An 18312-nucleotide genomic window follows, 5' to 3' on the forward strand; every position below is an offset into this window, starting at 1 on the left:
CTCCTGCGACCCTTAAGCCGCTGCTGCTTCGGCTTCGACCTGACGAACAATGATCGTCAGCTGCGAAAATGGTTTGTAGACACGGCCCGAGCGGCCACGGCCGCGGGCGGCAAAGCGCTTCATCACGAGGCCGTTGCCGACGAAGGCCTGTGCCACGACGAGATCGTCAACGTCGAGGTCGTGGTTGTTCTCGGCATTGGCGATAGCCGATTCCAGGCACTTCTTCACGTCAACCGCGATCCGCTTGCGCGAAAACTGCAGGTCGGCGAGCGCAGCGGAAGCCTTCCGGCCGCGAATGAGCTGGGCGACCAGGTTGAGCTTTTGCGGGCTCACCCGCAGCATCCGGGCGACCGCCTTGGCCTCGTTCTCGGCGAGGCTCCGTTCGCGCTTAGGTTTGCTCATCGTTTAATCCTCAAGCCTTCTTGGCTTTCTTGTCGCCGGAGTGGCCATGGAAGGTCCGGGTCGGCGAGAACTCGCCGAACTTGTGACCGACCATTTCCTCGTTGACGGCCACCGGCACGTGCTTCTGACCGTTGTAGACGCCGAAGGTCAGGCCGACGAACTGCGGCAGGATCGTCGAGCGACGGCTCCAGATCTTGATGACGTCGTGACGGCCGGACGCGCGCGCGGCATCTGCCTTCTTGAGCAGAGAACCCTCGACGAACGGGCCTTTCCAGACTGAACGAACCATGTCCGTCGTTCCTTACTTCTTCCGCTTGTGGCGGCTTAGGAGAATGAATTTGTTGGTCGACTTGTTGCTGCGGGTCTTCTTGCCCTTGGTCGGCTTGCCCCACGGAGTAACCGGGTGACGACCGCCCGAGGTACGACCTTCACCACCGCCGTGCGGATGGTCGATCGGGTTCATCGAAACGCCGCGGTTATGCGGCTTGCGGCCCAGCCAGCGGTTGCGGCCGGCCTTGCCGATCGAGGTGTTCATGTGGTCCGGATTCGACACCGCACCGATCGTGCCGCGGCAACGGCCGTGCACCAGGCGCTGCTCACCCGAGTTCAGGCGGATGATGACGTAGTCCTGGTCGCGGCCGACGAGCTGCGCGTAGGTGCCGGCGGAACGGGCGAGCTGGCCGCCCTTCCCGATCTTGACCTCGATGTTATGGATGATCGTGCCGACCGGCATGTTGCCGAGCGGCATGACATTGCCCGGCTTCACGTCGACGTAGTTGCCGGCAATCACGGAATCGCCGACCGCCAGACGCTGCGGCGCCAGGATATAGGCCTGGGTGCCGTCTTCGTACTTGACCAGCGCGATGAACGCGGTGCGGTTCGGATCGTATTCCAGCCGCTCGACGGTCGCCGGCGCATCCACCTTGTCGCGCTTGAAGTCGACGATGCGCAGGGTCTGCTTGTGACCGCCGCCACGGAAGCGCACGGTAATGCGACCGGTGTTGTTGCGACCACCCGAGGAGTGCTTGCCCTCGGTGAGCGCCTTGACCGGCTTGCCCTTGTAGAGGGCCGAACGATCGACCATGACCAGCTGGCGCTGGCCCGGTGTCGTGGGATTGAATTTCTTCAGTGCCATCGTCGTGCGACCTTACAGACCGGTGGTCACGTCGATCCGATGACCCTCTTCGAGGGTCACGATCGCGCGCTTGGTGTTCGACTGCGAGCCGAGATTGCCGCGGAAGACCTTGGTCTTGCCCTTGCGGACCAGCGTGTTGACGCTCTTGACCTTGACGTCAAACAGCTTCTCGATCGCTTCCTTGATCTGCGGCTTGGTCGCCTTCGCGGCCACCTTGAACAGAACCTTGTTGTGCTCGGACGCCAGCGTCGCCTTTTCGGTAACGACCGGGGCGACGATCACGTCGTAATGGCGAGCCTCGATGTTCTTCGTCATTTGAAGCGCGCCTCCAGCGCATCGATGGCGGCCTTGGTCAGAACGAGCTTCTGACGGCGCAGGATGTCATAGACGTTGATGCCCTGGATCGGCAGCACGTCCATGTTCGGGATGTTGCGGGCCGCAGCGGCAAAGCCGTTGTTGAGCTCGGCACCGTCGATGATCAGCGCGTTGGTCAGGCCGAGGCCCGAGAAGTGACCGAGCAGCGCCTTGGTCTTGGCGGCTTCCAGCGCGGCCTTGTCGATCACGAGCAGATCGCCGTCCTTGGCCTTGGCCGAGAGGGCGTGCTTGAGAGCGAGCGCACGGACCTTCTTCGGCAGATCGGTGGCGTGCGAGCGCACCACCGGACCGAAGGCACGACCGCCACCGCGGAACTGCGGCACGCGGGCCGAGCCGTGACGAGCACCGCCGGTGCCCTTCTGCTTGTACATCTTCTTGCCGGTGCGCCAGATTTCGGCGCGGCCCTTGGCCTTGTGGGTACCGGCCTGACGCTTGTTCAGCTGCCACTGCACGCAACGTGCAATGATGTCCTGGCGCGGCTCGAGGCCGAAAATGGCGTCGGAAAGCTGGACCGAGCCGGCTTCCTTACCTTCGAGCGTGGTGACCTTCAATTCCATCTCACGCACCCTCTTGCTGGGCCGCAGCCTCGGCTTCGCCGCCCGCAACCTTGAACTTGCCGGGCTTCGGAGCGTCCTTCGGCAGCGGCTTCTTGACGGCGTCGCGCACGCGGATCCAGCCGCCCTTGGAGCCGGGAACGGCGCCTTCGACGAGGATCAGGCCACGCTCGACGTCGAGCTGAACGACGCGGAGGTTGAGCGTGGTGATGCGATCGACACCCATGTGGCCGGGCATCTTCTTGTTCTTCCAGGTCTTGCCGGGGTCCTGACGACCACCGGTCGAACCGATCGAACGGTGCGAGATCGACACACCGTGCGTGGCGCGCAGACCGCCGAAGTTCCAGCGCTTCATACCGCCGGCGAAGCCCTTACCGACCGAGGTGCCGGTGACGTCGACGAACTGGCCGACGACGAAGTGGTCGGCGAGGATCTCGGCGCCCACGGGGATCATGGCGTCCGCGGACACGCGGAACTCCTCGACCTGCCGCTTCGGCTCGACCTTGGCGACCGCGAACTGGCCGCGTTCTGCCTTGGGCATGTACACGGTCTTGCGGCTGCCAGAACCAAGCTGGAGCGCGACGTAACCGTTCTTCTCTTCAGTGCGGTGGCCTACGACCTGGCAATTGCCGAGCTTCAGCACGGTCACGGGGATATGTTCGCCGGCCTCTGTAAAGACCCGCGTCATCCCGACCTTTTGTGCGATCACTCCGGAGCGCATCGGCGTGCTTCCTGTTCTTTCTGTCCGCTAGGTGCGAACGTGATCCAAAATCTTAGAGCTTGATCTCGACGTCGACACCGGCGGCCAGGTCGAGCTTCATCAAAGCATCGACGGTCTGCGGGGTCGGATCGACGATGTCGAGCAGACGCTTGTGAGTGCGCATCTCGAACTGTTCGCGGCTCTTCTTGTCGACGTGGGGCGAACGGTTGACGGTGAACTTCTCGATGCGGGTGGGCAGCGGAATGGGTCCGCGGACCTGCGCACCGGTGCGCTTCGCCGTGTTCACGATCTCGCGGGTCGACGTATCGAGGATACGATGGTCGAACGCTTTGAGACGGATGCGAATATTTTGGCCGTTCATTGCCGTGGTCTCTCTTCGTTGGGTGGCGAATAGCGAATAGCGAATGTCACCATTCGCTACTCGCCGGTCCCTATTCTCGTAATTACTCGATGATCGAAGCGACGACGCCGGCGCCGACGGTGCGGCCACCTTCGCGGATCGCGAAGCGGAGCTTCTCTTCCATCGCGATCGGCACGATCAGGTGCACTTCCATCGCGATGTTGTCGCCCGGCATCACCATCTCGGTACCTTCCGGCAGATGCACGACACCGGTCACGTCGGTGGTGCGGAAGTAGAACTGCGGACGGTAGTTGGTGAAGAACGGGGTGTGGCGACCGCCCTCTTCCTTGGTGAGGATGTAAGCCTCAGCCTTGAACTTGGTGTGCGGCTTGACCGAACCCGGCTTGCACAGCACCTGGCCGCGCTCGACGTCTTCGCGCTTGGTGCCGCGGAGCAGCGCACCGATGTTGTCGCCGGCCTGGCCCTGATCGAGCAGCTTGCGGAACATTTCGACGCCGGTGACGGTGGTCTTCTGGGTCGCACGGAGACCGACGATCTCGATTTCCTCGCCGACCTTGACGATGCCGCGCTCGACACGGCCGGTCACGACGGTGCCGCGGCCCGAGATCGAGAACACGTCTTCAACCGGCATCAGGAACGGCTGGTCGATCGGACGCTCCGGCTGCGGGATGTAGCTGTCGACGTTCTTCATCAGCTCGATGATGGCGTCGTGGCCGAGCTTCTTGTCCGAATCTTCGAGAGCGGCGAGCGCCGAACCCTTGATGATCGGGATCTTGTCGCCCGGGAAGTCGTACTTCGAGAGCAGCTCGCGGACTTCGAGCTCGACGAGCTCGAGCAGTTCCGGATCGTCGACCATGTCGCACTTGTTGAGGAACACGACGAGCGCGGGAACGCCGACCTGGCGGGCGAGCAGGATGTGCTCGCGGGTCTGCGGCATCGGGCCGTCAGCAGCCGACACGACCAGGATCGCACCGTCCATCTGGGCGGCGCCGGTGATCATGTTCTTCACGTAGTCGGCGTGGCCGGGGCAGTCGACGTGGGCGTAGTGGCGGTTCGGCGTCTCGTACTCGACGTGCGCGGTCGAGATGGTGATGCCGCGCGCCTTCTCTTCCGGCGCCTTGTCGATCTGGTCGTACGCGGTGAACGTCGCACCGCCGGCTTCGGCGAGAACCTTGGTGATCGCCGCGGTCAGCGACGTCTTGCCATGGTCGACGTGACCGATGGTACCGATGTTGCAGTGCGGCTTGTTACGTTCAAACTTAGCTTTGGCCATTTGACTCTCCGTTCAATCGTCAGTTCGTGACCGACGACAATCAGGCAAACTTCTTCTGGACTTCTGCCGACACGTTAGCCGGCGCTTCTGCGTAGTGGTCGAACTGCATGGTGAAGGTCGCGCGCCCCTGGCTCATCGAGCGCAGGTTGTTCACGTAACCGAACATGTTCATGAGCGGCACCATCGCGTTGATGACGTTGGCGTTGCCGCGCATGTCCTGCCCCTGGATCTGACCGCGCCGGGAATTCAGGTCGCCGATGACCGAGCCGGTGTAGTCTTCCGGGGTCACCACTTCGACCTTCATGATCGGCTCGAGCAGGACGGACTTGCCCTTCTGCAGCGCTTCGCGGAAAGCCGCGCGCGATGCGATTTCGAAGGCGAGCGCCGACGAGTCGACGTCGTGATACTTGCCGTCGACGAGCTGAACCTTGACGTCGACCACGGGGAAGCCCGCGACCACGCCAGAGCTCATCACGCTGTTGAGGCCCTTTTCCACGCCGGGGATGTATTCCTTCGGAACCGCACCGCCGACGATCTTGGACTCGAACTCGTAGCCCTTGCCGGGTTCGTTCGGCTCGACCACGATCGACACTTCCGCGAACTGACCGGTACCGCCGGTCTGCTTCTTGTGGGTGTACTTGACCTCGGCCTTCTTGGTGACGCGCTCACGGAACGCAACCTGCGGCGCGCCGATGTTGGCATCGACCTTGTAGGTGCGGCGGAGGATGTCGACTTTGATGTCGAGATGGAGTTCGCCCATGCCCTTGAGGATGGTCTGGCCGGACTCCTGGTCGGTCGAGACGCGGAAGGACGGATCCTCCGCAGCGAGCTTCGCCAGCGCCACGCCCAGCTTTTCCTGGTCGGCCTTGGACTTCGGCTCGATCGCGATCTCGATGACCGGCTCGGGGAATTCCATCTTTTCCAGGATCACCTGCTTGTCGGGATCGCACAGCGTGTCACCGGTGCGCGCTTCCTTCAGGCCGGCCAGCGCGACGATGTCACCGGCATAGGCTTCCTTGATGTCTTCGCGGTTGTTCGCATGCATCAGCAGCATGCGCCCGATACGCTCCTTCTTCTCGCGGGTCGAGTTCACGACGCCGGTGCCGCTCTGCAGAATACCGGAGTAGATGCGGCAGAAGGTGATGGTGCCGACGAACGGGTCGTCCATGATCTTGAACGCGAGCAGCGCGAGCGGCTCCTTGTCGTCCGCCTTGCGCACGACTTCGTTGCCGGAATCATCGGTGCCCTTGATCGCGGGCACGTCGATCGGCGACGGCAGATAGTCGACGACGGCGTCGAGCAGCGGCTGCACGCCCTTGTTCTTGAAGGCCGAGCCGCACAGCACGGGATAGAACGCGCCGGTCAGCACCGCTTTGCGGATCAGCCGCTTCAGCGTCTCTTCATCCGGCTCCTTGCCATCGAGATAGGCAGCCATGGCGTCGTCGTCGAGCTCGACGGCGGCTTCCACCATCTTCTCGCGATATTCCTTGGCCTGCTCGACCAGATCTTCCGGGATGTCGACATAGTCGAACTTCGCGCCGAGCGATTCATCGTTCCAGATGATGCCCTGCATCTTCACGAGGTCGACGAGACCCTTGAAGTTGTTCTCGGCACCGATCGGAAGCTGGATCGCGATCGGCTTGGCGCCGAGGCGGTCGACGATGTCGGCCAGGCACTTGAAGAAGTCGGCGCCGGTCTTGTCCATCTTGTTGGCGAAGACGATGCGCGGAACCTTGTACTTGTCGCCCTGGCGCCAGACGGTCTCGGTCTGGGGCTCGACGCCCTGGTTCGAGTCGAGCACGCAGACGGCACCGTCGAGCACGCGCAGCGAACGCTCGACTTCGATGGTGAAGTCGACGTGGCCGGGGGTGTCGATGATGTTCAGGCGCTTGCCGGCCCAGAAGGCGGTGGTCGCAGCCGAGGTGATCGTGATGCCACGCTCCTGCTCCTGCTCCATCCAGTCCATCGTCGCGGCACCTTCGTGCACTTCGCCGATCTTGTGGCTCTTGCCGGTGTAATAGAGGATGCGCTCGGTGGTCGTGGTCTTGCCGGCATCGATATGCGCCATGATACCGAAATTGCGGTAGTTCTCTATGGCATGAACGCGAGGCATGGGCTGTTCCTTAGATTCCGTGTGTCGCCGTTACCAGCGATAGTGCGAGAAGGCGCGGTTGGCTTCGGCCATCCGGTGCACATCTTCACGCTTCTTGACGGCGTTGCCGCGGTTGTTCGATGCGTCGAGCAGCTCAGCCGAAAGGCGCTCAGTCATCGTCTTCTCGTTGCGCTCGCGCGCAGCCGAGATCAGCCAGCGGATGCCCAGCGCCTGACGGCGCACCGAGCGAACCTCGACCGGAACCTGGTAGGTCGCGCCACCGACGCGGCGGGAGCGCACTTCGATCGTCGGCATGACGTTCTCGAGTGCCTGCTCGAACACACCGAGCGGGTTCTGCTTGGTCTTGCTTTCGATAAGACCGAACGCACCGTAGACGATGCCTTCGGCGACCGACTTCTTGCCGGCGTACATCACCGAGTTCATGAACTTCGTGACGATGATGTTCCCGAACTTCGGATCGGGAAGAACTTCGCGCTTTTCCGCTGAGTGGCGACGAGACATTGAGCTGGTTCCCGCTTACTTCGGACGCTTTGCGCCGTACTTCGAACGACGCTGCTTACGGTTCTTGACGCCCTGGGTATCCAGAACGCCGCGGAGGATGTGGTAACGCACGCCGGGCAAGTCCTTGACGCGACCGCCGCGGATCATGACCACCGAGTGCTCCTGAAGGTTATGACCCTCACCCGGGATGTAGCCGATCACCTCGAACCCGTTGGTCAGGCGCACCTTGGCGACCTTACGAAGCGCCGAGTTCGGCTTCTTCGGGGTCGTGGTGTAGACGCGGGTGCAAACACCACGCTTCTGCGGCGACTGCTGCAGCGCCGGCACCTTCTTGCGCGACTTCTGCACTTCACGCGGTTGAGCGATCAGCTGGTTGATCGTCGGCATCCTGGCCTTACCCTTTGTTATCGCGGTCCCTTGCGGGTCCGCTGTCTTGCCGCGGCCCGTTCCCGGGACCGCAAATTCTTGTCGCACTACCCGTTCGACGGGGCCCACCTCGCACGGAACAATCCGCACAAAGCGAAATCGCGCCAACCGCTCATTGCTGAGTGGAAAGCGCTTCGACGCCACAGAGGACCGCAGTATTGAGGCCGATCAGCGTAAAGCCGCGGCCCGCGCACTGAGGTCATGCATCCGAATTCGGTCTCAGGAGAACATGCTCGAGAGGCCTAAAATCGCACTGGCATTGCCTAGCTATTATCGACAGCGTTTGAGCGGCATTCGTCGAGGTTGGTGCCCGCTTTAGCGACCCCTGGGGATCAACGGGTGGCCCGTTCCGACGTTGGCAATGCTCACCGCCTGTCGTTAAGTGAGGCGCTTTCTATAAGTGAGAATCGCTCAAGTCAAGGCGAAACGACAGTCCGAAAGCGCTTCTCGCGCCTGTCGAAATCGCCTGCCTGGCCCCTCACCGCGCCTCCTGAATATGGGAACAAAGCCCTGGTTCCGCCAGCCCCAAACGCATTTATACCCGGGAGAAATATACTTTTATAACCCGCGCTAAGGCTTTTTTTCCTCTTGATGCGTCAATCTGCCCTCTCCGGCAGAGACAGACGCCATGCGGTACACGGATATTGCCATCATTGGCGGGGGACTTGCCGGTTCGACCGCCGCCGCGATGCTCGGGCGTGCCGGCATTTCGGTGGTGCTGATCGACCCGCATGAGACCTATCCGGCCGATTTTCGCGTCGAAAAGCTGAGCGGTCATGGCCAGGTCGAGCGATTCCAGCGGACCGGAATCGCCGACTCAGTGTTGCGCCGGGCGACCTTCTCCAGTGAGAACTGGATCGCACGGTTCGGGCATCTCCTCGACAAGGCGCCGAGCCGGCAGTTCAACATCCTCTACGATTCCTTGGTCAACGCGATCCGCGACGAGATTCCGGAAACCGTCGAGCGAATCTGGACCAAGGCGGTGTCGGTCGAGACCAGCCCGGAGCGCTCGCGAATCGCGCTCGACAATGACGAGATGATCTCGGCCCGCCTTGTCGTGCTCGCCAACGGCCTGAATGTCGGCCTGCGCCACCAGCTCGGCATCACGCGAAATATCGTCAGCGCCTGCCATTCGATCTCGATCGGGTTCGACGTCGCGCCGGCCGGACGGCATTCGTTCGACTTCCCGGCGCTGACCTATTTCTCGGAGCGGCCGAGCGACCGCATCCCCTACATCACGCTGTTTCCGATCGGCACGCGGATGCGCGCCAATCTGTTCGCGTATCGCGGCTTCGACGATCCCTGGCTGCGCGAGCTGCGCCGCGCGCCGGCCGCGACGCTGGACGCTGCCCTGCCGCGGCTCAAGCACATCACCGGCGCCTTCGACATTTTGGGCGAGCTGAAGATCCGTCCGGTCGATCTCTATGTGAATGACGCCACCCACCAGAGCGGCGTGGTGCTGGTGGGCGATGCCTTCGCGACCTCCTGCCCGGTCGCGGGCACCGGCTGCGACAAGGTGTTCACCGACGTCGAGCGGCTCTGCAACGTCCACATCCCGCAATGGCTGGCGTCCGACGGGATGGATGAGGACAAGATCGCCGCCTTCTACGCCGATCCGGTCAAGCGGGCCTGCGACGAATGGTCGGCGGCAAAAGCCTTCGACTTCCGCTCGGTGTCGATTGCGACGAGCCCCTACTGGACCGCGCAGCGCTGGGCGCGCTTCATGGCGTGGTCAGCCCAGGGATTGTTGCGGCGACTGGGAGGCGTGGTCCACCTGGAGCCGAACTTCCTCGGTCACTCCTCCTCGTCGTCCTCGTCCTCATCATCCTCGTCGAGGTCGTCCTCATCCTCGTCGTCTTCGTCATCATCGTTGTCGTCGTCGGCCTGAGCGACCGCGCCATGCGGCTGGTGGATCTGGTCGTTCCACAGCTTGCGATAGGTGCCATTCTTGGCGAGCAGCTCGGCATGAGAGCCGCGCTCGATCGCCCTGCCCCCTGAAATCACGATGATCTCGTCCATCTCGACCACCGAGGTCAGGCGGTGGGTCGACCAGATCATGGTGCGGCCCTTGGCGACCTTTAGCAACGTGCGGTTGATCGCGGCCTCCGTGGTCTGGTCGAGTGCCGAGGTGGCTTCGTCGAGCAGCAGCACGGAAGGGTTGCGGATGATGGCGCGCGCGATCGCGATGCGCTGGCGCTGGCCGCCCGAGAGCGTGTCGCCGCGCTCGCCGACCGGGGTGTCGTAACGCTGCGGCAGGCCCATGATGTAACGGTGGATCTCGGCCTTCTTGGCGGCCTCCTCCACCTCCTCGTCGGTCGCGCCTTCCTTGCCGAGCCGGATGTTCTCGCGGATCGACATGTTGAACAGCATGTTCTCCTGGAACACCACGGCCATGCTCCGCCGCAGCGAATCCAGCGTCACCTTGCGCACGTCGACACCGTCGATCGAGACGCGGCCCTCATCCGGGACGTAGAGCCGCAGGATCAGGTTGAGCAGCGTGCTCTTGCCTGAGCCGGAGGGGCCTACGATGGCGATGCTCTTGCCGACGTTGAGCTTGAGGCTGAGATTGTCCAGCACCGGCGTCTGGCCGCCATCGTACTGGAACGTGACGTGGTCGAAGGTGATGTCGTGGGTGATGCGCGGCAGGTCGGGCGCACCGGGACGATCGGCGCCGCGCGTGGGCTCGTCCAGCAACTCCTGGATGTGGCGGATCGCGGCAGCCGAGGAGATCGACACCGGGATGAAATGCATCACGTGGGCGATGTTGTAGGAGACCTCCCAGAACGCGCTCTCGAAGGTGACGAAGGTGCCGATGGTGATCTGGCCCTTGGTCGCCAGATAGGCACCGATCGCGAGCACGACGAGGTGCAGCAGCAGCACCGAGATGGTGACCGTCCGCTCCACCATGGTCGACAGGAACGCAGCCGCGGCGATCCTGTTGCGGGTCTCGTCGTTGCGGAAATTGAAGAAGCCGAACATCTTGCGTTGCAGGCTGAACGCCTTGATCACGGCCTGCGCCGCCACGTTCTCCTGCACCATGCCGAGCAGCGCGCTTTCGTTGAGCTTCTGCTCGTAATTGGCCTGCACCGCTTTCGGCGTCAGGATGCGCGGGCCGATCAGGGTGATCGGGAACACCAGCAGCGCGACCACCGCGAGCTGCCAGTTCAGGAACAGCATCAGGATGATGCCGGCGATCAGCTCCAGGAACGGCAGCGCGGCGCTGTTGGCAAAGGTCTTGACCGAGCCTTCGAAGGCCGAGAGATCGACCGAGAAGCGCGACAGGATCTCGCCGCGCTTGGTGCGGCCGAAATAGGCCGCCGGCAGGTCCTGGACGTGCTCGAACAGGCGCTTGCGGACGTCGGAGATGATGCAGGCGGCAAGCCGCGCGTCCCAGCGCTCGTACCAGACCGCGACGATCGAGGTGAAGATGCCGGCGGCCGCGAGCACGCCGAGGATCTTGTAGAGCGCCTGGAAATCCTCCTCGCCGAGCGCGTCGTCGATCAGGTACTTCAAGCTGAGCGGCATGATGACGTTGAACAGCGTCTCGACCAGAACGCCGAACGCCACATAGCCCAGGATGCGCTTGTAGTTGGACAGGAACGGCTTGACGAAGCCCAGGATGGTCGCGAGCGCGCCGGCGGCTTCGCGGGCGGTAAAGACGACGAGCTCCTCGTCATCATCGTCGTCGAGCTCAAGCTCGTCGTCGTCCTCGTCTTCGTCTTCCTCGTCGTCTTCCAGCTCCGGCTTGTGATCCGCGGCGAGCTTGTCCTCGAGCTCGGCCGCCTCGTGCGAGGCGAGCTTCTGTTTGTCGGGAGAAAGAGGCTTGGACGCCATGAAACCAACCGATGCTGACGGCCGGCCTGACCGCAGAGAAACCAGAGAAATAGCGAAACGCCGCTACTGCCATCGATTCTATGCGATCAGGATGAATTCGGCAAAACAATTGGCGAATTCATCCGCCTTGTGAGGCTAGTCGTCGTCTTCGTCCTCGACCTTGTCGAAGAAGGAATAACGCAAGCTATCGGCGTCGGCATACCACTGGCCCGGGCCCTTGTTGGCGGCGAGCGTCGCCGCCCAGAGGGCATCGGTGCAATCCTTGCGGTGCATCGACAGATCAAAGCCGTTGCCGAAGAACAGTTCGGACCATTCCCACCAGGTGCCGAGCTTCTTGACCCCGCGCAGCAGATCATAGCGGTCGATCACGGCTGAGGCCATGTCCGAGGTGATCGAGCCGAACACGAGGCCGGTCTTGACCACGCGGTTCAACTCGCGGATCGCGCGGACCACCTGCTTCGGGGCAACGTGGCAGAGGCTGGTCTCGAACACGTAGTCGAACGCGCCGTCCTTGAACGGCATGTCCAGGATCGATCCCAGCTTGTTGTACTTCTTCAGTGCCTTTGGCGTCCTGGCGTGGATGGCGCGGTTGTTCTCGATGCCCCAGGCATCGATGCCACGATCGCGCAGCGCACCGACCAGCTCGCCGCTGGCCGAGCCCGCGACCAGGAGTTTCGCGCCCTTCGCCTTCCCCCAGACGATGCCGATCAGCTTGGCAAGGTAGTCGGGATCGGTGAACTGCCGCCACGCTTCGCTGTAAGGCCCGACGCCGCGATAGTTCTCGAAATAGTCGCGGTCGATCTTGTCCGAAACCGGCTTGCCGTCCTGGGCGTGCTCGCGGCGCAGCCGCATCATCTCGGTCAGGATGATGTCGGTCGCCGCGTCCGACGAATCGAGCAGGCCGTTCAACGTGGAGTCGAACAGGTAATCGCCGACCACGACGATGCCGGGATGTTCCTTCGGTTCGGGCCGGTGATTGGTCATGACGTCGCGTACGGGCAGACCGCCCGGTATCGCGTTCACCGACGATAGCCAGCGGTGGATCTTGCCTTCCATGAAATGCGCACGCGCATCGCCGAGCGAAGCCGGCAGCGATTTCAGCGCGGCATCGATCAGCTCCTGGTCCGACAGATTGGCGAACGCCAGCGCATCGGAACCGGGAATCAGCCAGTTCAGGACGCCGTGCTTGCCGACGTCATGGCGCGCGCCCTCATTGTAGACGCAGCAGCCGCCGAACGCTTCCGACATGAACCAGGCGCCGGGAATCTTCTCTCCCCAGAACGGGGAATCAAACAGGATCGAGACGCGCAGATAATGCGCCGGACGGTCGAAATAAGAGACGTGCTTGACCATCGACTTGCGCAGCTGCTCGCCTTCCCAGCCGACCGTGGAGAGCCAGGAATGCGGCAGGCAGACCAGCACGAGATCGAAGTCGCGCGTCTCCGGTCCCTTCCCGTTCATCATCTTGAGCTGATAGCGGCCGGTCGGCGCCTTGCCGACGGTGAGCACGCGGTGATTGAGCTGGATGTCGGCGTTGACCTCCGACTGCAGGCATTCGATCAGCTGCTCATTGCCGTTCTGGATGGAATAGAGGCCGATATAGCCGTCGACATCCATCAGATAGTTCTTGAGCGCGTTGAGGCCGTTGGTGTTGTGGCTCTCGGTCGCGATATCGGAGCGCGCCATCACCTTGAAGAAGCGCTTTGCGATCTCGTCCTTGACCTCCTCGTCGAGCACCTGCTCGGCGGTCTTGTAGGCCCAGGGGTTCTCGTTGTCGTGCGCGCCGACGCCCTCGTAATATTCGATCGGCGACATCTCGTCGGCGCAGCGCTTGCGGAACTGTTCGATCGCGGCCGCAGTCTTGGCGCCGTATTTGCGGCGCATGCCGGCGACGTCGTCGAGCAGCTCGCCGCCGAACTGCACCTGCTCGGCGTCCATCGGAATGGTCTGCAGGCCGAAATGCTGGATCAGCTCGCGCAGCGGATCGGGACCCGTCATCGAGTAGTCGTAGATCTCCGCAACGCCCGCCTCGTACATCGCCGGCGCGGAATCGAATTTGCGCGTGACGATCTTGCCGCCGAGGCGGTCGGAGGCTTCATAGATGGTGATGCGGCAGAGGTCGCCGAGCTTGCGCTTCAGGTACCAGGCGCTCATCAGCCCGCCGGGGCCGCCGCCTACGATTGCGAGATCAAGCATGTCAGTTCCGTGGTCTCCGGCCCTGCCCCCGTCACGGGACCACCGGTCTAAGTTCCCTTAGCAGAAGCGCTTTTGCGCCTGAAGGAAAGATGAACAAAGGTTGATCCTGCATCGCAACAGGCAATCAAAGCAGCAAAAAGGCCGGCTTTCGCCGGCCTTTTCATTGTCCTCGGTATTCCTACGGATGAACCATCATTCCGCGGGCGGAAGCGCAGGAAGCTCGGCTTCCGGAGCGGGCGACACGACGGCCGCCTGCTTCTCGCGCTCGTCGAGGATCAGCTTGTCGCGCTTCATCGCGACTTCGCGGATCTTCGCCATGGAGGCGCCGGTGCCCGCCGGGATCAGCCGGCCGACGATGACGTTCTCCTTGAGGCCTTCGAGCGGATCGACCTTGCCGTTGACCGCCGCTTCCGTGAGGACGCGGGTGGTCTCCTGGAACGAGGCCGCCGAGAAGAACGAACGGGTCTGGAGGCTCGCCTTGGTGATGCCGAGCAGAACCGGCGTACCCGTGGCGACCTTCTTGCCCTCTTCCTTGGCCTTCTCGTTCAGCGCGTCGAACTCGATCTTGTCGACCTGCTCGCCGGAGATCATGTCCGTGTCGCCCTGGTCGGTGACTTCCACCTTCTGGAGCATCTGACGGACAATCACCTCGATGTGCTTGTCGTTGATGAGCACGCCCTGGAGCCGGTAGACCTCCTGGATTTCGTTGACCAGGTAGGCCGCGAGCTCCTCGATGCCCTTGACCGCAAGAATGTCGTGCGGCGCCGGGTTGCCTTCCACGATGAAGTCGCCCTTTTCGACGACGTCACCGTCCTGAAGGTGGATGTGCTTGCCCTTCGGGATCAGGTACTCGCGCGGCTCGTCGGTCTTGTCCATCGGCTCGATCGAGATGCGACGCTTGTTCTTGTAGTCGCGTCCAAACCGGATGGTGCCCGCGATTTCGGCGATGATCGCCGCATCCTTCGGACGCCGAGCCTCGAACAGTTCCGCCACCCGCGGCAGACCGCCGGTGATGTCACGCGTCTTGGCGCTTTCGGTCGAGACACGGGCGAGGATGTCACCCGGGTTGACCTTGGCACCGACGTCGACCGACAGAATGCCGTCGACCGACAGCATGTAGCGGGCATCGCCGCCACGGGCGAGCTTGAGCACCTTGCCGTCCTTGCCCTTGACCACGATGGCCGGACGCAGATCCGCGCCGCCGCGGGTCGAGCGCCAGTCGATGACCACGCGCTTGGCGATACCGGTGGCCTCGTCCAGCGTTTCCGAGATCGACTGCCCTTCGACCAGATCCTCGAAGCCGATGGTTCCTTCGACTTCGGTGAGCAGCGGACGGGTGTAGGGATCCCACTCGACGATACGCTGGCCACGCTTGACCATGTCGCCCTCGTCGACGTGCAGGCGCGCGCCGTACTGGACACGGTGCGTCGCACGCTCGGTGCCGTCGGCATCGACGATCGCCACCACCATGTTGCGCACCATCGCGACCAGGTGACCTTCGCTGTTGCGGGCGATGGCCTTGTTCCGGATCACGATCTTGCCGTCGAAATTGGCTTCGACGAAAGACTGCTCGTTGAGCTGCGCCGCACCACCGATGTGGAAGGTGCGCATGGTGAGCTGGGTGCCCGGCTCGCCGATCGACTGCGCCGCGATGACGCCGACCGCTTCGCCGTGGTTGACCGGCGTGCCGCGGGCGAGATCGCGGCCGTAGCACTTGCCGCAGATGCCGTTGACGAGTTCGCAGGTCAGCGCCGAGCGGATCTTCACCTCCTGCACACCACCCTGCTGGATGGCGTCCAGATGGCTCTCTTCCATCAGCGTATCGCGCTTGATGATCACCTTGCCGGAGCTGTCACGGATGTCTTCGCAGGCCGTGCGTCCGAGGATGCGCGAACCGAGCGAAGCGACCACGGTGCCGGCATCGACGATGGCGCGCATCTTGATGCCGAGCTTGGTGCCGCAATCGGACTGCGTGATGATGCAGTCCTGCGCGACGTCGACCAGACGACGGGTCAGGTAACCCGAGTTCGCGGTCTTCAACGCGGTGTCCGCGAGGCCCTTACGGGCACCGTGGGTCGAGTTGAAGTACTCGAGAACCGAGAGGCCTTCCTTGAAGTTCGAGATGATCGGCGTCTCGATGATCTCACCCGACGGCTTGGCCATCAGGCCGCGCATGCCGGCGAGCTGGCGCATCTGGGCCGGCGAACCGCGGGCACCGGAGTGAGCCATCATGTAGATCGAGTTGATGTCGGCATCGGCTCCACTCGCCGTCTTCTTGGTGGAGGAGATCTCCTTCATCATCGCCTTGGCGATTTCTTCGGTCGCCTTCGACCAGGCGTCAACGACCTTGTTGTACTTCTCGCCGTGCGTGATCAGGCCGTCGTTGTACTGCTGCTCGAAATCCTTCGCCAGCGTACGGGTGGTGTCGACGATCTTCCACTTGGAGTGCGGCACGACCATGTCGTCCTTGCCGAACGAGATGCCGGCCTTGAACGCATTGTAGAAGCCGAGCGCCATGATGCGGTCGCAGAAGATCACAGTCTCCTTCTGGCCGCAGTGACGATAGACCTGGTCGATGACGCCGGAGATCTCGCGCTTGGTCATCAGCTTGTTGATGATCTCGTACGAGATGCGCGGGTTCCGCGGCAGCAGGTTGCCCAGCATGACGCGGCCGGCGGTGGTCTCGATCCAGCGCTTGGAGACCTTGCCGGTCTCGTCCATGCCTTCCCACCGATACTTGATCTTGGTGTGGAGGTGGATGACCTTCGCATGCAGGGCGTGCTCGAGCTCGGCCATGTCGCCGAACAGCTTGCCCTCGCCGGGCAGGCCTTCGCGCATGATCGAGACGTAGTAGAGACCCAGCACGATGTCCTGCGACGGCACGATGATCGGCTGGCCGTTCGCCGGATGCAGGATGTTGTTGGTCGACATCATCAGGACGCGCGCTTCCAGCTGCGCTTCGAGCGACAGCGGAACGTGCACGGCCATCTGGTCGCCGTCGAAGTCGGCGTTGAACGCGGAGCAGACCAGCGGGTGAAGCTGGATCGCCTTGCCCTCGATCAGCACCGGCTCGAACGCCTGGATGCCCAGGCGATGCAGCGTCGGCGCGCGGTTGAGCAGCACGGGATGCTCGCGGATCACCTCGTCCAGGATGTCCCAGACCTCGGGCCGCTCCTTCTCGACCAGCTTCTTCGCCTGCTTTACGGTGGTGGACAGGCCCTTGGCGTCAAGCCGCGAATAGATGAACGGCTTGAACAGCTCGAGCGCCATCTTCTTCGGCAGGCCGCACTGATGCAGGCGCAGCTCGGGACCGACCACGATCACCGAACGGCCCGAATAGTCGACGCGCTTGCCGAGCAGGTTCTGGCGGAAACGGCCCTGCTTGCCCTTCAGCATGTCGGCGAGCGACTTCAGCGGGCGCTTGTTGGCACCGGTGATGACGCGGCCGCGGCGGCCGTTGTCGAACAGCGCATCGACCGCTTCCTGAAGCATGCGCTTCTCGTTGCGGATGATGATGTCGGGCGCGCGCAGCTCCATCAGCCGCTTCAAGCGGTTGTTGCGGTTGATGACGCGACGGTAGAGGTCGTTGAGGTCCGAGGTCGCGAAGCGGCCGCCGTCCAGCGGCACCAGCGGACGCAGGTCCGGCGGGATCACGGGAACGACGGTCAGGATCATCCATTCCGGCTTGTTGCCGGAGTGGCGGAACGCTTCGACGATCTTCAGGCGCTTGGCGAGCTTCTTGTGCTTGATGTCGGAGTCGGTCTCCTGCATCTCCGCACGCAAAGTCAGCTCGAGCTTCTCGAGGTCCATGCCCTTGAGCAGCTCGCGGATCGCCTCTGCGCCGATCATGGCGGTGAAGGAATCCTGGCCGTACTCGTCCTGCGCCTTCAGATACTCGTCTTCCGACAGCAGCTGACGGTCCTTCAGCGCGGTGAGACCCGGCTCGAGCACGACGTAATATTCGAAGTAGAGGATCCGCTCGAGGTCCTTCAGCGTCATGTCGAGCAGCAGGCCGATGCGCGACGGCAGCGACTTCAGGAACCAGATGTGGGCGACGGGAGCCGCGAGCTCGATATGGCCCATGCGCTCGCGCCGGACGCGCGACAGCGTGACCTCGACCGAGCACTTCTCGCAGATGATGCCCTTGTACTTCATGCGCTTGTACTTGCCGCACAAGCACTCGTAGTCCTTGATCGGCCCGAAGATGCGGGCGCAGAACAGGCCGTCGCGCTCGGGCTTGAAGGTACGGTAGTTGATGGTCTCCGGCTTCTTGATCTCGCCGTAGGACCAGGACAGAATCTTCTCCGGGGACGCGATCGAGATGCGGATCTGGTCGAAGACCTGAGCCGGCGTCGTCGGATTAAAGAGATTCATAATTTCTTGGTTCATCGTCTTCTCCTCGCGTACCGGTCGCCTCCGGC

At 62.9% G+C, this 18312-nt stretch carries 15 protein-coding genes; 1 reads left to right on the forward strand and 14 read right to left on the reverse strand.

The features are described 5' to 3' along the window. Positions 1 to 12: 12 nt before the first annotated feature. The 11 genes from rplV to rpsL form a co-directional block, all read right to left on the reverse strand. A complete protein-coding gene (gene rplV, locus NLM32_RS28920) occupies positions 13 to 402 on the reverse strand; it encodes a 50S ribosomal protein L22 (protein ID WP_057745488.1) in 390 nt (129 codons plus the stop codon). 10 nt (positions 403 to 412) lie between these two features. Continuing rightward, complete coding sequence (gene rpsS, locus NLM32_RS28925) at positions 413 to 691, reverse strand: 30S ribosomal protein S19 (RefSeq protein WP_008136357.1); 279 nt, start codon at positions 689 to 691, stop codon at positions 413 to 415. Positions 692 to 703: 12 nt separating this feature from the next. Further along, complete coding sequence (gene rplB / locus NLM32_RS28930; protein WP_254132184.1) at positions 704 to 1537, reverse strand: 50S ribosomal protein L2; 834 nt, start codon at positions 1535 to 1537, stop codon at positions 704 to 706. A gap of 12 nt (positions 1538 to 1549) precedes the next feature. Then, the gene (locus NLM32_RS28935; protein ID WP_027535292.1) at positions 1550 to 1852 is read right to left on the reverse strand and encodes a 50S ribosomal protein L23; all 303 of its coding nucleotides are present in this window, start codon (positions 1850 to 1852) and stop codon (positions 1550 to 1552) included. Next, positions 1849 to 2469, reverse strand: a complete 621-nt coding sequence (gene rplD / locus NLM32_RS28940; RefSeq protein ID WP_011088150.1) for a 50S ribosomal protein L4 — start codon at positions 2467 to 2469, stop codon at positions 1849 to 1851. The genes NLM32_RS28935 and rplD overlap by 4 nt, the downstream gene beginning before the upstream one ends. A 1-nt stretch (position 2470) precedes the next feature. Then, on the reverse strand, positions 2471 to 3187 hold the full coding sequence (gene rplC / locus NLM32_RS28945) for a 50S ribosomal protein L3 (protein WP_254132185.1): 717 nt from the start codon (positions 3185 to 3187) through the stop codon (positions 2471 to 2473). Between the two features lie 52 nt (positions 3188 to 3239). Continuing rightward, complete coding sequence (gene rpsJ, locus NLM32_RS28950; protein WP_002712302.1) at positions 3240 to 3548, reverse strand: 30S ribosomal protein S10; 309 nt, start codon at positions 3546 to 3548, stop codon at positions 3240 to 3242. 82 nt (positions 3549 to 3630) lie between these two features. After that, positions 3631 to 4821: an elongation factor Tu gene (tuf, locus tag NLM32_RS28955; RefSeq protein WP_212301602.1), complete on the reverse strand. Its 1191-nt coding sequence runs from the start codon at positions 4819 to 4821 to the stop codon at positions 3631 to 3633. Positions 4822 to 4861: 40 nt separating this feature from the next. Beyond that, positions 4862 to 6934: an elongation factor G gene (gene fusA, locus NLM32_RS28960; protein WP_254132186.1), complete on the reverse strand. Its 2073-nt coding sequence runs from the start codon at positions 6932 to 6934 to the stop codon at positions 4862 to 4864. A gap of 30 nt (positions 6935 to 6964) precedes the next feature. After that, positions 6965 to 7435, reverse strand: coding sequence for a 30S ribosomal protein S7 (rpsG, locus tag NLM32_RS28965; RefSeq protein WP_148750332.1), 471 nt, complete (start codon positions 7433 to 7435; stop codon positions 6965 to 6967). 15 nt (positions 7436 to 7450) lie between these two features. Continuing rightward, positions 7451 to 7822, reverse strand: coding sequence for a 30S ribosomal protein S12 (rpsL, locus tag NLM32_RS28970; protein ID WP_007603006.1), 372 nt, complete (start codon positions 7820 to 7822; stop codon positions 7451 to 7453). A gap of 667 nt (positions 7823 to 8489) precedes the next feature. On the opposite strand from rpsL, the gene NLM32_RS28975 reads away from it, so the two are divergent. After that, on the forward strand, positions 8490 to 9749 hold the full coding sequence (locus tag NLM32_RS28975) for an NAD(P)/FAD-dependent oxidoreductase (protein ID WP_254132187.1): 1260 nt from the start codon (positions 8490 to 8492) through the stop codon (positions 9747 to 9749). On the opposite strand, the gene NLM32_RS28980 is transcribed toward NLM32_RS28975, so the two are convergent. The 3 genes from NLM32_RS28980 to rpoC form a co-directional block, all read right to left on the reverse strand. Next, positions 9656 to 11695 carry an ABC transporter ATP-binding protein gene (locus tag NLM32_RS28980; RefSeq protein WP_254132188.1) on the reverse strand — a complete coding sequence of 680 codons (2040 nt, stop codon included), beginning with the start codon at positions 11693 to 11695 and terminating at the stop codon, positions 9656 to 9658. The genes NLM32_RS28975 and NLM32_RS28980 overlap by 94 nt on opposite strands. A gap of 135 nt (positions 11696 to 11830) precedes the next feature. Further along, the gene (locus NLM32_RS28985) at positions 11831 to 13891 is read right to left on the reverse strand and encodes an FAD-dependent oxidoreductase (protein ID WP_254132189.1); all 2061 of its coding nucleotides are present in this window, start codon (positions 13889 to 13891) and stop codon (positions 11831 to 11833) included. A gap of 192 nt (positions 13892 to 14083) precedes the next feature. Then, a complete protein-coding gene (gene rpoC, locus NLM32_RS28990) occupies positions 14084 to 18280 on the reverse strand; it encodes a DNA-directed RNA polymerase subunit beta' (protein WP_254132190.1) in 4197 nt (1398 codons plus the stop codon). Positions 18281 to 18312: the final 32 nt, after the last annotated feature.

Origin of the sequence: Bradyrhizobium sp. CCGUVB14 (assembly GCF_024199935.1) — a bacterium.
Lineage (GTDB): Bacteria > Pseudomonadota > Alphaproteobacteria > Rhizobiales > Xanthobacteraceae > Bradyrhizobium.

What these genes read in the sequence shown, in the direction of transcription:
- rplV (WP_057745488.1), bottom strand. Translation starts at nt 402, where the DNA reads ATGAGCAAACCTAAGCGCGAACGGAGCCTCGCCGAGAACGAGGCCAAG.
- rpsS (WP_008136357.1), bottom strand. Translation starts at nt 691, where the DNA reads ATGGTTCGTTCAGTCTGGAAAGGCCCGTTCGTCGAGGGTTCTCTGCTC.
- rplB (WP_254132184.1), bottom strand. Translation starts at nt 1,537, where the DNA reads ATGGCACTGAAGAAATTCAATCCCACGACACCGGGCCAGCGCCAGCTG.
- NLM32_RS28935 (WP_027535292.1), bottom strand. Translation starts at nt 1,852, where the DNA reads ATGACGAAGAACATCGAGGCTCGCCATTACGACGTGATCGTCGCCCCG.
- rplD (WP_011088150.1), bottom strand. Translation starts at nt 2,469, where the DNA reads ATGGAATTGAAGGTCACCACGCTCGAAGGTAAGGAAGCCGGCTCGGTC.
- rplC (WP_254132185.1), bottom strand. Translation starts at nt 3,187, where the DNA reads ATGCGCTCCGGAGTGATCGCACAAAAGGTCGGGATGACGCGGGTCTTT.
- rpsJ (WP_002712302.1), bottom strand. Translation starts at nt 3,548, where the DNA reads ATGAACGGCCAAAATATTCGCATCCGTCTCAAAGCGTTCGACCATCGT.
- tuf (WP_212301602.1), bottom strand. Translation starts at nt 4,821, where the DNA reads ATGGCCAAAGCTAAGTTTGAACGTAACAAGCCGCACTGCAACATCGGT.
- fusA (WP_254132186.1), bottom strand. Translation starts at nt 6,934, where the DNA reads ATGCCTCGCGTTCATGCCATAGAGAACTACCGCAATTTCGGTATCATG.
- rpsG (WP_148750332.1), bottom strand. Translation starts at nt 7,435, where the DNA reads ATGTCTCGTCGCCACTCAGCGGAAAAGCGCGAAGTTCTTCCCGATCCG.
- rpsL (WP_007603006.1), bottom strand. Translation starts at nt 7,822, where the DNA reads ATGCCGACGATCAACCAGCTGATCGCTCAACCGCGTGAAGTGCAGAAG.
- NLM32_RS28975 (WP_254132187.1), top strand. Translation starts at nt 8,490, where the DNA reads ATGCGGTACACGGATATTGCCATCATTGGCGGGGGACTTGCCGGTTCG.
- NLM32_RS28980 (WP_254132188.1), bottom strand. Translation starts at nt 11,695, where the DNA reads ATGGCGTCCAAGCCTCTTTCTCCCGACAAACAGAAGCTCGCCTCGCAC.
- NLM32_RS28985 (WP_254132189.1), bottom strand. Translation starts at nt 13,891, where the DNA reads ATGCTTGATCTCGCAATCGTAGGCGGCGGCCCCGGCGGGCTGATGAGC.
- rpoC (WP_254132190.1), bottom strand. Translation starts at nt 18,280, where the DNA reads ATGAACCAAGAAATTATGAATCTCTTTAATCCGACGACGCCGGCTCAG.